General features: G+C 67.5%; 9 protein-coding genes. 6 read left to right on the forward strand and 3 right to left on the reverse strand.

The annotated features are described in order from the left end of the window. Positions 1-22 precede the first annotated feature (22 nt). The 3 genes from ruvC to amgK all read right to left on the reverse strand — a co-directional run bounded on the left by ruvC (position 23) and on the right by amgK (position 2,450). A complete protein-coding gene (gene ruvC, locus IE100_RS15155; protein WP_189353864.1) occupies positions 23-553 on the reverse strand; it encodes a crossover junction endodeoxyribonuclease RuvC in 531 nt (176 codons plus the stop codon). Further along, a complete protein-coding gene (gene murU / locus IE100_RS15160) occupies positions 550-1,251 on the reverse strand; it encodes an N-acetylmuramate alpha-1-phosphate uridylyltransferase MurU (RefSeq protein WP_189375337.1) in 702 nt (233 codons plus the stop codon). The genes ruvC and murU overlap by 4 nt, the downstream gene beginning before the upstream one ends. 152 nt (positions 1,252-1,403) lie before the next feature. After that, entirely contained in the window at positions 1,404-2,450 is a 1,047-nt protein-coding gene (gene amgK / locus IE100_RS15165) for an N-acetylmuramate/N-acetylglucosamine kinase AmgK (protein ID WP_189375339.1), read from the reverse strand. 116 nt (positions 2,451-2,566) lie between these two features. Between amgK and IE100_RS15170 the strand changes: the two genes are divergently transcribed. The 6 genes from IE100_RS15170 (at position 2,567) to IE100_RS15195 (ending at position 12,410) form a co-directional block, all read left to right on the forward strand. Beyond that, positions 2,567-4,729 carry an LPS-assembly protein LptD gene (locus IE100_RS15170; RefSeq protein ID WP_229800415.1) on the forward strand — a complete coding sequence of 721 codons (2,163 nt, stop codon included), beginning with the start codon at positions 2,567-2,569 and terminating at the stop codon, positions 4,727-4,729. Beyond that, positions 4,729-6,009, forward strand: coding sequence for a peptidylprolyl isomerase (locus tag IE100_RS15175; RefSeq protein ID WP_189375343.1), 1,281 nt, complete (start codon positions 4,729-4,731; stop codon positions 6,007-6,009). Before IE100_RS15170 ends, IE100_RS15175 begins: the two co-directional genes overlap by 1 nt. A gap of 48 nt (positions 6,010-6,057) precedes the next feature. Further along, a complete protein-coding gene (gene pdxA, locus IE100_RS15180) occupies positions 6,058-7,032 on the forward strand; it encodes a 4-hydroxythreonine-4-phosphate dehydrogenase PdxA (RefSeq protein ID WP_189375344.1) in 975 nt (324 codons plus the stop codon). A gap of 214 nt (positions 7,033-7,246) precedes the next feature. Continuing rightward, positions 7,247-11,092 (forward strand): DUF3683 domain-containing protein, encoded by a 3,846-nt coding sequence (locus IE100_RS15185; protein WP_189375346.1) that lies wholly within the window; start codon positions 7,247-7,249, stop codon positions 11,090-11,092. Positions 11,093-11,244: 152 nt separating this feature from the next. Further along, positions 11,245-11,721, forward strand: a complete 477-nt coding sequence (locus IE100_RS15190; RefSeq protein ID WP_189375348.1) for a GyrI-like domain-containing protein — start codon at positions 11,245-11,247, stop codon at positions 11,719-11,721. A 143-nt stretch (positions 11,722-11,864) separates the two neighbouring features. Beyond that, positions 11,865-12,410 (forward strand): cysteine hydrolase family protein, encoded by a 546-nt coding sequence (locus IE100_RS15195; protein WP_189375350.1) that lies wholly within the window; start codon positions 11,865-11,867, stop codon positions 12,408-12,410. The last annotated feature ends 91 nt before the right edge of the window (positions 12,411-12,501 follow it).

Raw genomic sequence — 12,501 nt, forward strand, 5'->3', positions numbered from 1 at the left:
GTCCAGCCCAGTCAGCCGCCGCTCACACCAGCCGCCCGCCGCGCACCTTGTAGCCCAATTTGGCCAGCTGGCCGATGGCGCCGCCGCTGTGGTTGGCGTGGGTCAGCGCCACCGCCAGCGCGTCGGCGGCGTCGGCCTGCGGCGTGCCGGACAGGTTCAGCATGGTCACCACCATGAACTGCACCTGCTCCTTGGGCGCCTTGCCCTGCCCCACCACCGACTGCTTGACCTGCAGCGCGGTGTACTCCGCCACCGGCAGATCCTTCATCACCAGCGCCGTCATGCAGGCGCCGCGCGCCTGGCCCAGCATCAGCGTCGCCGCCGGGTTGACGTTGACGAACACCTGCTCCAGCGCCGACTCGGTCGGCTGGTAGGTGGCGATCACGTCGTGGATGCCGTGCACCAGCACCTTGATGCGCTCGGCGAGGCTGGCGCCCTGCGGCGTGCGGATGGCGCCGGAGGCGACGTACAGGCGCTGGTTGCCGACGATGTCGATCACCCCGAAGCCGGTGATGCGGCTGCCGGGGTCGATGCCGAGGATGCGGCGTTTCACGCTTGCGGCCAACCTTTGGCGATGGCGTCGGCCTCCGCCAGCCGCTCGGGCGTGCCCACGTCCAGCCACAGCCCGTCGTGGCGCGCACCGCTCACCTGGCCGCGCGCCATCGCCGCGCGCAGCAGCGGCGCCAGCTTGGCCGGCTGGTGGGCGGGCATGCCGGCGAACAGCGCCGGGTGGTACAGGCCGATGCCGGAGAAGGTCAGGCCGATGCCGTCGGAGGCATTGCCCGCCAGCTTGCCGTCCGCCAGCAGGCCGAAGTCGCCGCCCGGATGGTGCGGCGGGTTGGCGACCAGCAGCAGGTGCGCCAGGTGGCGCTCGCCGTCCAGTGCGGCCAACGTTGGCCGCAAGGCGGCGAAGTCGACGTCGGTGAGCACGTCACCATTCACCACCACGAACGGGGCATCGCCCAGCAGCGGCAGCGCGGTGGCGATGCCGCCGGCGGTTTCCAGCGCGCTCTTCTCGCGCGAGTAGGCCAGGCGCACGCCGTAGCGGCTGCCGTCGCCCAGCGTGGCTTCGATCCGGTCGCCCAGCCAGGCGTGGTTGATGACGATGTCGGTAAAGCCGGCGGCGGCCAGGTGGCGGATATGCCAGGCGATCAGCGGCTGCCCGCCGACCGGCAGCAGCGGCTTGGGGGTGTGGTCGGTCAGCGGCCGCATGCGTTGGCCGCGGCCGGCGGCGAGGATCATTGCTTTCATTTATCGGGCTTTTCTATTGCCACAGAACCCACAGAAGCCACGGACGAGATGGCCGTCCTGCCGAGGCAGGGAGTATCCCGTCATCAGCCTAACCGTTACCGCGCAGCGCGCTGTCTGTGGTTTGCCGTGGATTCCGTGGCAAAGGTTCGGGTTTACTGGTCCGACGCCAACCTGGTGGCGCTGAACACCGACTGGATGCTGTCGTCGTTGTCGTCCTCGTCGAGGCCGACCAGTTCCACCAGCAGCTGGAACAGCGGCGCCAGCTCGCTGTAACGGCGGCTGGTCTTCTTCAGGTACTTGATGAAACGCGGGATCTCGGCGCGGTACTTATCCTTGCCGTCGCGGTGGTACAGGCGGGCGAAGATGCCGGCCACTTTCAGGTGGCGCTGCACGCCCATCCACTCGAAGTCGCGGTAGAACTCGTCGATGCTGTCCGCCACCGGCAGGCCCGCGGCGCGCGCCTTTTCCCAGTAGCGGATGGCGATGTCGAGCACGAACTCCTCGTCCCAGCCGATGAAGGCGTCACGCAGCAGCGACACGATGTCGTAGCTGACCGGGCCGTACACCGCGTCCTGGAAGTCGAGCACGCCCGGGCGATCCGGCGTCAGCATCAGGTTGCGCACGATGAAGTCGCGGTGCACGTAGACCTTGCCCTGCGCCTCGATGCGCGGCAGCAGCGCCTGCAGCGCCGCGTCCCACAGCTTGCGCTGGGCGAAGGTCAGCGGCTTGCCCAACTCCTTGGCCACGTACCACTCCGGGAACAGGTTCAGCTCGCGGGTCAAGAGCGCGTGGTCGTAGTCCGGCAGCACGCCCGGCCGGCTGATCTTCTGGATCTCGATCAGGGTATCGACCGCTTCCAGCAGCAGGTGCTTGTGCACCATGTCCCGTTCGTCGTGCTGCAGCGCCGCCAGCAGGGTGACGGTGCCGAGGTCTTCCAGCAGCATGAAGCCCTGCTCGCGGTCGCGCAGCAGGATGGCCGGCACATGCGCCGCCGGCGCGAACAGCTCGCGCACGCTGACGTAGGCGTCGGTGTTCATCTTTTCCGGCGGCGCGTCCATCACGATGCGGGTGCTGCCATCGGGGAAGGTGGCGCGGAAGTAACGGCGGAAATCGGCATCGGCGGCGGCAAAGACCACCGCGATGTCTTGATCGGGAAACTGCGTGGCCAGCCACGCTTTCAGGGCTTCGAGTCGCTGCATAGTCGCGTATATCGGCAAATTGGGTACAATGACGCGATTGTAACCGCTTTGACCGCGCCCCAACATGGCCGGCCCGACTTCTTCCGATGCAGACACGCTTCCGTTTGACGCCCGTGATGGCGGCCTTGCTCCCCCTGTTCCTGCTGCCGACGGCGCAGGCGGACTCCCTGCCGGCGGGGACTCTGAGTGTCGAATCCGACAATCTGAGCGGCCAGATGGACGTCGAGCTGAAGGCCAGCGGCCAGGTGAAGGCCGTCCGTGACGACCAGACCGTCGAGGCCGACTGGCTGGAATACTTCGTGCAGCGCCAGCAGCTGCGCGCCGGCGAGCGTGTGCGCCTGACGCAGGCCGACGGCCGCATCGAGGCGGAGCAGCTCGACTACCTGCTGGGCGAGCGCAGCGGCAGCGCCAGCAACGCGAGCTTCAGCTTCGGCCGCGACGGCAAGACGCTGCGCGGCAATGCCGGCAAGCTCGAATTCCAGGGCAAGGACAACTACCGCCTGCAGAGTGCCCGCGCCAACACCTGCGACCCCAACGACGACTCCTGGTACCTGAAGGCCAGCACCATCGACCTCGACTACGGTCGCAATGTCGGCGTGGCGCGCAATGCGCGGGTGGAGTTCCAGGGCGTGCCCATCCTGTACACGCCGTGGATCGACTTCCCGCTGGACGGCGGCCGCAAGAGCGGCCTGCTGTTCCCCACCATCAGCACCGGCAGCGACGGCCTGCAGGTGTCGCTGCCCTACTACTGGAACATCGCGCCGAACTACGACGCCACCCTCACCCCGCGCTACATCGAACAGCGCGGCATGATGCTGGGGCTGGAAGGGCGCTACCTGCTGCCGGACGCCCAGGGCCAGCTGTACACCGAGCAGCTGCCTAACGACAGGAAAAGTGAGCGCAGCCGCTTCCTGTGGAAGGGCGAACACGTGCAGCAGCTGGCCCCGGCGCTGAGCGCGGGTGCCAACGGTGCCTACGTGTCCGATGACGACTATTTCGATGATTTCGGCGACCGCGTCAGCAGCGCGGCCAACGTCAACCTCAAGCGCGAGGCCTGGCTTGGCTACCAGCAGGAGTGGGGCGCGGTGACACTGAAGGCGCAGCGCTACCAGACGCTGCAGGACGACAACGGCACGGTGGAAGAGCCGTACGCGCGCCTGCCCCAGCTGAGCCTCAACGCCCGCCAGCGCTTCGGCGGTTTCAGCAGCAATCTCGAAAGCGAGCTGACCCGCTTCAGCCACAGCAGCAAACAGGAAGGCACGCGGCTGGTCGCCTACCCCAGCCTGAGCTATGCCATCGAGCGGCCGTGGGGTTTCCTGCGCCCGAAAGTCGGCGTCCACTTTACCCGCTACGAACTGGACAACAGCGACGGCAGCCAGGCGGTGCGCAGCGACGAACGCACGCTGCCCATCGTCAGCCTCGACAGCGGCCTGACCTTCGAGCGCGACAGCACACTGTTCGGCCGCGACATGAACCAGACGCTGGAGCCGCGCCTGTTCTACGTGAAGATCCCGAAGGTCGAGCAGTCCAGCCTGCCCAACTTCGACACCTCGGAAAACGACTTCAACTTCGCGCAGCTGTTTACCGAGAACCGCTTCTCCGGCCACGACCGCATCAACGCGGCCAACCAGGTTACCGCGGCGCTGACCAGCCGCTACCTGGACAAGGAAAACGGGCTGGAACGCCTGCGCGTCGCCATCGGCCAGCGCTTCTACCTCAGCCGCGACGACATCCGCCTCGACGGCAGCAGCAGCGAACGCAGCGAGGCCGGTTCCGACCTGCTGATGACCGTCGGCGGCGACCTCAGCCACAGCCTGCGCCTGGACGGCTCCTACCAGTACAACCAGGCGCTGTCCAAGACCGAACGCTACAATGCACAGCTGCGCTACAACCCGGCACCGGGCAAGACCCTCAGCGTGCGCTACCGCTACGGCCGCGACGAGCTGATCGGCAGCGGCAGCGAGCGCGACACCCTGCGCCAGGTCGATGTCGCCGGCCAGTGGCCGATCGCGCCGCGCTGGTACGCGGTGGCACGACAGAACTACTCGCTGCGCGACAAAAAAGCGTTGGAGCAACTGGCCGGGGTGGAGTACAACGATGGCTGCTGGAGCATGCGCGTGGTCGGCCAGCGTTACGTCACCGACCTCGACAAAACCAAGAATGCCGTGTTCCTGCAGCTGGAACTGAAGGACTTCAGCAGCGTCGGCAGCAATCCGCTCAATGCCCTGCGCCTGGCCATTCCGGGCTACAGCCCAATCAACGAGACAACAGGTAACTGATGAAACAGCTCCTCCTTGCCGCGACCCTCGCCCTCAGCCTGGCCACCCCGGCCAGCGCTGCCGTGCAGACCGCCGACCGCATCGTCGCCGTGATCAACAACGGCGTGATCACGCTGAGCGAACTGCAACAGCGCGAAGCCGAAATCATCGCCAGCCTGAAACGGCAGAACGTGGCGCTGCCGCCGGCCAGCGTGCTGTCGCGGCAGGTGCTGGACCTGATGGTCAACGAGCAGCTGCAGCTGCAGTACGCCGCCAGCAACGGCCTGCGCGTCAGCGAAAGCGAAATCGACCAGACCCTGCAACGGCTGGCGGCACAGAACAAGACCGACCTGCAGGGACTGTACGCCCGCCTGCAGCAGGACGGCCTGTCGCTGGAACAGTTCCGCAAGAGCCTGCGCAAGGACCTGCTGCTGGACCGCATCAAGGAGCGCGAGATCGCCGGCCGCGTCAATGTCACCGACAGCGAAGTGGAACAGGTGCTGAAGAGCACCCAGGGCCTGTCCAACGCCGAGTACCGGCTGGCGATGATCCAGCTCAACGTGCCGGAACGCGCCGATGCCGCGCAGATCGAGAAACTGCGCCTGCGTCTGCAGGAGGCACAACAGGCGATCCGTAACGGCCAGCCGTTCGCCGAAGTGGCCGCCCGCTACTCCGAAGCCGCTACCGCGCTCAGCGGCGGCGACATGGGCTGGAAAGGCGCCAGCGCGCTGCCGCCGGACTTCATCCAGCTGCTGGACAGCATGAAGGTCGGCGACGTCACCGACATCGTGCGCGCCAACGGCAGTCTGTTCCTGTTCAAGCTCACCGACAAGCGCAACAGCGCCGGCGAGCAGCTGGTGCAGCAGCACAAGGTGCGCCACATCCTGATCAAGACCAACGAGGCCACCTCGGAAGCAGAAGCCCGCGCGCGCATCCTGCAGGTGCAGGACCGCCTGCAGCGCGGCGCCAGCTTCGAGGCGCTGGCGCGCCAGTTCTCCGAGGACGGCAGCGCCTCGCTCGGCGGCGATCTGGGCTGGCTCAACCCCGGCGACACGGTGCCGGAATTCGAGCGCGCGTTCACCGCGCTGCAAGCCGGGCAAAACAGCGAGCCGGTACGCAGCCCGTTCGGCTGGCACCTGATCCGGCTGGACGAAGTGCGCAGCCAGGACGTGTCCGGCGAGCGCGCCAAGCTGGCGATCAAGCAGCAGATCCGCCAGCGCAAGGCGGAGCAGAACTACAACGACTGGTTGCAGCAGCTGCGCGCCTCGGCCTTCATCGATGACCGGCTGATCGAAAAATAACCCCAAGGCCGGTGCTCGCACCGGCCTTTTTTTATCGCTGGAAGGCTCATGTCCACCCCGCTCCCCCTCCTCGCCGTCACCGCCGGCGAACCAGCCGGCATCGGCCCCGACCTGGTGCTGCGCCTGCCCGAGCTGGCGCTGCCGGCGCGCTGCGTCGTCATCGCCGACAAGACCCTGCTGCAACAGCGCGCCGCCGCGCTGGGGCTGCACGTGCCGCTGCTCGACTACCGGCACGAGCAGCCCGCACCGGCCGGGGCGCTGGAGGTGTGGCACGTGCCGCTGGCCGCGCCCTGCCGGCCAGGGGTGCTGGATGCCGCCAACGGCCGCTACGTGCTGGCCACGCTGGACGTCGCCATCGCCGGCTGCGTGCGCGGCGAGTTCGCCGCCATGGTCACCGCACCGGTGCACAAGGGCGTGATCAACGACGCCGGCGTGGCGTTCTCCGGCCACACCGAGTACCTCGCCGAGCACACCGCCACCCCACGGGTGGTGATGATGCTGGCCGGGGCCGGCATGCGCGTGGCGCTGGCCACCACCCACCTGCCGCTGCGCGCGGTGCCGGACGCCATCACCCGCGACAGCCTGGGCGAAGTCATCCGCATCCTGCACGCCGACCTGGTGAGCAAGTTCGGCATCGCCGCGCCGCGCATCCTGGTCGCCGGCCTCAACCCGCACGCCGGCGAGGGCGGCCACATGGGGCGCGAGGAAATCGACGTCATCGAGCCGACGTTGGCCGCATTGCGCAACGAGGGCATGAACCTGATCGGTCCGCTGCCGGCCGACACCCTGTTCAACCCGGACAAGCTGGCGCAGGGCGACGCGGTGCTGGCGATGTACCACGACCAGGGCCTGCCGGTGCTCAAGCACGCGAGCTTCGGCGCCGGCATCAACATCACGCTGGGCCTGCCCATCATCCGCACCTCGGTCGATCACGGCACCGCGCTCGACCTCGCCGCCACCGGCCGCGCCGATCCCGGCAGCCTGTTCGAGGCGGTGCGGCTGGCCGCCCAGCTCGCGACCTGAAGCTCCCCCGGTTCACCCCGCTGGCGGCCCATCCTGGCCGCCGCTTGCCCTGCCGCACCCGCCGGAAAACAGCCCGCGCTAATTGCATAATGGCGACAATATCCAATCACTAACGGTTATATCAGCCTGACGTGAGCGGCATTTTTCGCGGCGCAGCAATTGCGGTAAAATCGCGGCAACTCTCCACACATCATCGCCGAAGTTCAGGGACACAATGAGCGCCACCACTCACACACGCGTGCGGGAAATCCCGTACAACTACACCTCATATTCGGATCGCGAGATCATCATTCGCCTGCTGGGCGAACCGATGTGGCAATTACTCGAAGAGCTGCGGGCAGAACGGAAAACAGGCCGTTCTGCCCGTATGCTTTTCGAAGTGCTGGGCGACATCTGGGTGGTGGACCGCAACCCCTATCTGGTCGATGACCTGCTGGACAATCCGCAACGCCTGAGCGCGCTGGTCGGCGCGCTGCGCCACCGTCTGGGCGAAGTGGAAAAACGCCGCGACGGCAACGACAAGGTTGGCCGCATGATCGCCGCCGCCTACCAGGCGGTGGACAGCTTCGAGCAGCAGTTCGGCGAGACGCGCGAGCTGCGCGCCGCCATCCTCAAGCGCTTCGGCAAGCTCACCCGCCGCGACAACATCCTGTTCGACGGCCTGGCGCGCGTGTCGCACGTGACCGATGCCACCGACTGGCGCGTCGAGTACCCGTTCGTGGTGCTGTGCCCGGATACCGAGGCCGAGATCGCGCCGCTGGTGAAGGCCTGTATCGAGCTGGAACTGACCATCATCCCGCGCGGCGGCGGCACCGGCTACACCGGCGGCGCCGTGCCGCTGGACAAGCGCAGCGCGGTGATCAACACCGAGAAGCTCGACCGCCACGTCGGCGTCGAGTACATCGAGCTGCCGGGGCTGGAAGGCAAGCGCGCCACCATCCAGTGCGGCGCCGGCGTGGTCACCGCGCGGGTATCGGAAGCGGCCAGCGCCGCCGGCCTGGTGTTCGCGGTCGATCCGACCTCGGCGGAGGCGTCCTGTATCGGCGGCAACGTGGCCATGAACGCCGGCGGCAAGAAGGCGGTGCTGTGGGGCACCGCGCTGGACAACCTCGCCAGCTGGAAGATGGTCGATCCGGACGGCAACTGGCTGTTCGTCGAACGCCTGGGCCACAACTACGGCAAGATCCACGACGTGGACGTCGCCAGCTTCCGCGTCACCCGCCTGCAGGACGACGGCCAGACCGTGATCTCCAGCGAACAGCTGGACATCCCCGGCCGCAGCTTCCGCAAGGTCGGCCTGGGCAAGGACGTGACCGACAAATTCCTCGCCGGCCTGCCCGGCGTGCAGAAGGAAGGCACCGACGGCATCATCACCAGCGCGCGCTTCGTGCTGCACAAGATGCCGGCGCACACCCGCACCGTGTGCCTGGAGTTCTTCGGCACCGTGGCCGAGGCCACGCCGGCCATCGTCGAGATCACCGACTACTTCAAGCCGAACGGCGCCGGCGTGCTGGCCGGCGTGCAGCTGGCCGGTCTGGAACACCTCGATTGGCGCTATGTGCGCGCCGTCGGCTACGCCACCAAGGCCAAGTCCAAGGGCCGGCCGAAGATGGTGCTGATCGCCGACATCGTGTCCGACAACGAGAACGCGGTGGCCGAGGCCGCGAGCCAGGTGGTGCGCTACGCCAACGCCCGCCACGGCGAAGGCTTCATCGCCGTCACCCCTGAGGCGCGCAAGACCTTCTGGCTGGACCGCTCGCGCACCGCCGCCATCGCCCGCCACACCAACGCCTTCAAGATCAACGAGGACGTGGTGATCCCGCTGGATCGCCTGGGCGACTACAGCGACGGCATCGAGCGCATCAACATCGAGCTGTCCATCGCCAGCAAGATCAAGCTGCTGGGCCAGCTGGCCGAGTTCTTCCACGGCCGCCTGCCGGTGGATACCGAGGGCGGCACCCTGTCCGCCGACGAGCTGATCGGCGACCGCCGCGAGACCGCGCTGGAGCTGATCGGCGCCGTGCAGCAGCGCTGGCAGTGGCTGCTGGACAACCTCGACACGCCGCTGGCGCAATACCTGCAAGGTTGGCCGCAAGCACCGCTGGAAGATGCTGCGGCCAACCTTGAGGCCAGCGTGTTCACCGCGATGCGCGACTTCAAGCTGCGCGTCAGCTGGAAGCGCGAGCTGCAGGCCGACCTGGAAGCGCTGTTCGCCGGCAAGGCCGACAGCCCCATCACCGAGGCCATCCGCCTGATCCAGCAGAAGGTGCTGCGCGGCCGCGCCTTCGTCGCGCTGCACATGCACGCCGGCGACGGCAACGTGCACACCAACATCCCGGTCAACTCCGACGACTACGAGATGCTGCAGACCGCGCACCGCGCGGTGGAGCGCATCATGAAGCTGGCGCGTTCGCTCAACGGCGTGATCTCCGGCGAGCACGGCATCGGCATCACCAAGCTCGAATTCCTGACCGAAGAGGAAATCCAGCCGTTCCGCGACTACAAGGCGCGCGTCGACCCCAACGGCCACTTCAACAAGGGCAAGCTGCTGCCGGGCGCGGACCTGGCGATGGCCTACACACCGTCGTTCTCGCTCTTGGGCGCCGAATCGCTGATCCTGGAACAGTCCGACATCGGCCAGATTTCCGACTCGGTGAAAGACTGCCTGCGCTGCGGCAAGTGCAAGCCGGTGTGCTCCACCCACGTGCCGCGCGCCAACCTGCTGTACTCGCCGCGCAACAAGATCCTGGGCGTGGGCCTGCTGACCGAGGCCTTCCTGTACGAGGAGCAGACCCGCCGCGGCGTCAGCCTCAAGCACTTCGAGGAGCTGTCCGACGTGGCCGACCACTGCACCGTGTGCCACCGCTGTGTGAAGCCGTGCCCGGTGAAGATCGACTTCGGCGACGTGTCGGTGGCGATGCGCAACTTCCTGCGCAAGACCGGCAACAAGAAGTTCAACCCCGGCACCGCGCTGGGCATGGCCTTCCTCACCGCCAAGGACCCGGCCACCATCAAGGGCATCCGTGCCGGCCTGGTCGGCGGCGCCTACAAGCTGCAGCGCCTGGGCAACCGCATCGGCAAGAAGCTGGGCCTCACCGGCAGCCAGACGGCACAGCCGCCGGCCACGCTGGGCAAGGCGCCGATCAAGGCACAGGTGATCCACTTCATCAACAAGCCGATGCCGGGCGGCTTGCCGAAGAAAACCGCGCGCGCGCTGCTGGACGTGGAAGACGGCAACGTGATCCCGGTGATCCGCAATCCGCAGCTGAGCGAGGAAGCGGAAGCGGTGTTCTACTTCCCGGGCTGCGGCTCGGAGCGCCTGTTCAGCCAGGTCGGCCTCGCAACCCAGGCGATGCTGTGGCACGTCGGCACCCAGACCGTGCTGCCGCCGGGCTATTTGTGCTGCGGCTACCCGCAGACCAGCGCCGGCTTCAAGGACAAGGGCGACGCCATCACCACCGAGAACCGCGTGCTGTTCCACCGCATGGCCAACACGCTGAACTACCTGGACATCAAGACCGTGGTGGTCAGCTGCGGCACCTGCTACGACCAGCTGGCGCAGTACCGCTTCGAGGAGATCTTCCCGGGCTGTCGCATCATCGACATCCATGAATACCTGATGGAGAAGGGGCTGAAGCTGGACGGCGTCGGCGGCCAGAAGTACATGTACCACGACCCCTGCCACACCCCGATGAAGGCCTACCAGCCGATCAAGGTGGTGAACGAGCTGCTGGGCGGCGGCGTGGTGCAGAACGACCGCTGCTGCGGCGAATCCGGCACCTTTGCCGCCAGCCGCCCCGACATCGCCACCCAGGTGCGCTTCCGCAAGGAAGAGGAGATCAACAAGGACCTGATCAAGCTGGGCGACGCCGACAAGCCGGTGAAGATCCTGACCTCCTGCCCGTCCTGCCTGCAGGGTCTGTCCCGCTACAGCGACGACACCGGCACCCAGGCCGACTACATCGTGGTGGAGATGGCCAAGCACCTGCTGGGCGACAACTGGATGAAGGACTACGTCGACAACGCCCGCAACGGCGGCATCGAGCGCGTGCTGCTGTAAGCGCGCACCCGGCGTGAACAAGGTTGGCCGCAAGCCTGGCAACGGGCTGGCGGCCAATTTTTTGCCGGCACGCCACGGTGGCGAAAGCGCAGCCTCGACACTACCCTCATAGCAGCCTACCCTGCATCCACACCTTGCTAACGGAGTCCACCATGCCAACCCCCTCCCTGGTCACCCGCCCCGCCTTCCGCGTCATCGGCCTGCAATGGCAGCAGAGCGACGGCGGCACCATCGCCCAGCTGTGGGCGCGCTTCCTGCCGCGCATCCCGGAAATCCAGCACGTGCAGTCCGCCAACAGCTACGGCGTGTGCGATGCGCACCCGGACGGCAGCTGGCGCTACATCGCCGGGCTGGAAGTGAGCGCCGACGCGCCGGTGCCGGCCGGCATGGTGGCGATCGACATCCCGGCGCAGCACTACGCGGTCGTGGAACACCACGGCCCGGTGCAGGGCCTGCCGGATACCTTCTGCGCCGCCTACGACGAGTGGCTGCCGGAAGCCGGGCTGGTGGCGGTGCCCGGCATCGAGTTCGAGCTGGTGGATGCCCGCTTCCTGGGGCCGGACCACCCGGACAGCGTGGTTGAGCTGTACATCCCGGTGAACATGGACGCCACCGACGACGACGCCTGACGCCCCCGTCGTCAGCTTGGCCGCAAGGTTGGCCGCAACGGTCCCATCCCCGGCGGGAGTGCCCCTGTCGTGGGCGGCGGATTTGCTGTTAGCATGCGGCTTCCCCGGCTGGCTACCGCCGGCCGGGCCCACCGGAGACCGCCATGAGCCATACCGCCCTGCTTGTCATCGACTTCCAGTACGGCCTGATCGAGCAGCCGCCGCGCGCCACGCGCGGCGCCGAGACCCTGGCCAGCCTCAACCGCCTGATCGACCACGCCCGCGACTGCGGCCACCGCGTGCTGTTCATCCAGCACCACGCCGACGACCTGCCGCGCGGCAGCGAGGCCTGGCAGCTGCACCCCGGCCTGCAGCGCCAGGCCGACGACCCGGTGATCGAGAAGACCGCCTGCGACAGCTTCCTCGACACCAGCCTGCGCCAGTACCTGGACAGCGAGGAGATCGAGAACCTGTGGATCGGCGGCTACGCCAGCGACTTCTGTGTCGACACCACCGTGCGCCGCGCCGCCTCGCTCGGCTACGCCGTCACCGTGGTGGCCGACGCCCACACCTGCAAGGACAGACCGCACGCCAGCGGCGAGACGCTGGTCGCGCACCTGAACTGGCTGTGGGCGAACATGGACGTGCCGGGCAACCCCATCCGCGTGCTGCCGCTGGCGGCGCTGCAAGACGGTGACGATGCCGCCTGAAGCCCGCTACGCACGGAGCGTGGCCGGCGGCTGCAGGCCGCGTAAAAATGAAAAGGTTGGCCGCATGCGGCCAACCTTTTTGCTGAACCGT

The sequence above is a fragment of the Vogesella alkaliphila genome (assembly GCF_014652475.1).
Taxonomy (GTDB): domain Bacteria; phylum Pseudomonadota; class Gammaproteobacteria; order Burkholderiales; family Chromobacteriaceae; genus Vogesella; species Vogesella alkaliphila.

What these genes read in the sequence shown, in the direction of transcription:
- IE100_RS15170 (WP_229800415.1), top strand. Translation starts at nt 2,567, where the DNA reads ATGGCGGCCTTGCTCCCCCTGTTCCTGCTGCCGACGGCGCAGGCGGAC.
- murU (WP_189375337.1), bottom strand. Translation starts at nt 1,251, where the DNA reads ATGAAAGCAATGATCCTCGCCGCCGGCCGCGGCCAACGCATGCGGCCG.
- IE100_RS15190 (WP_189375348.1), top strand. Translation starts at nt 11,245, where the DNA reads ATGCCAACCCCCTCCCTGGTCACCCGCCCCGCCTTCCGCGTCATCGGC.
- IE100_RS15195 (WP_189375350.1), top strand. Translation starts at nt 11,865, where the DNA reads ATGAGCCATACCGCCCTGCTTGTCATCGACTTCCAGTACGGCCTGATC.
- IE100_RS15175 (WP_189375343.1), top strand. Translation starts at nt 4,729, where the DNA reads ATGAAACAGCTCCTCCTTGCCGCGACCCTCGCCCTCAGCCTGGCCACC.
- amgK (WP_189375339.1), bottom strand. Translation starts at nt 2,450, where the DNA reads ATGCAGCGACTCGAAGCCCTGAAAGCGTGGCTGGCCACGCAGTTTCCC.
- IE100_RS15185 (WP_189375346.1), top strand. Translation starts at nt 7,247, where the DNA reads ATGAGCGCCACCACTCACACACGCGTGCGGGAAATCCCGTACAACTAC.
- pdxA (WP_189375344.1), top strand. Translation starts at nt 6,058, where the DNA reads ATGTCCACCCCGCTCCCCCTCCTCGCCGTCACCGCCGGCGAACCAGCC.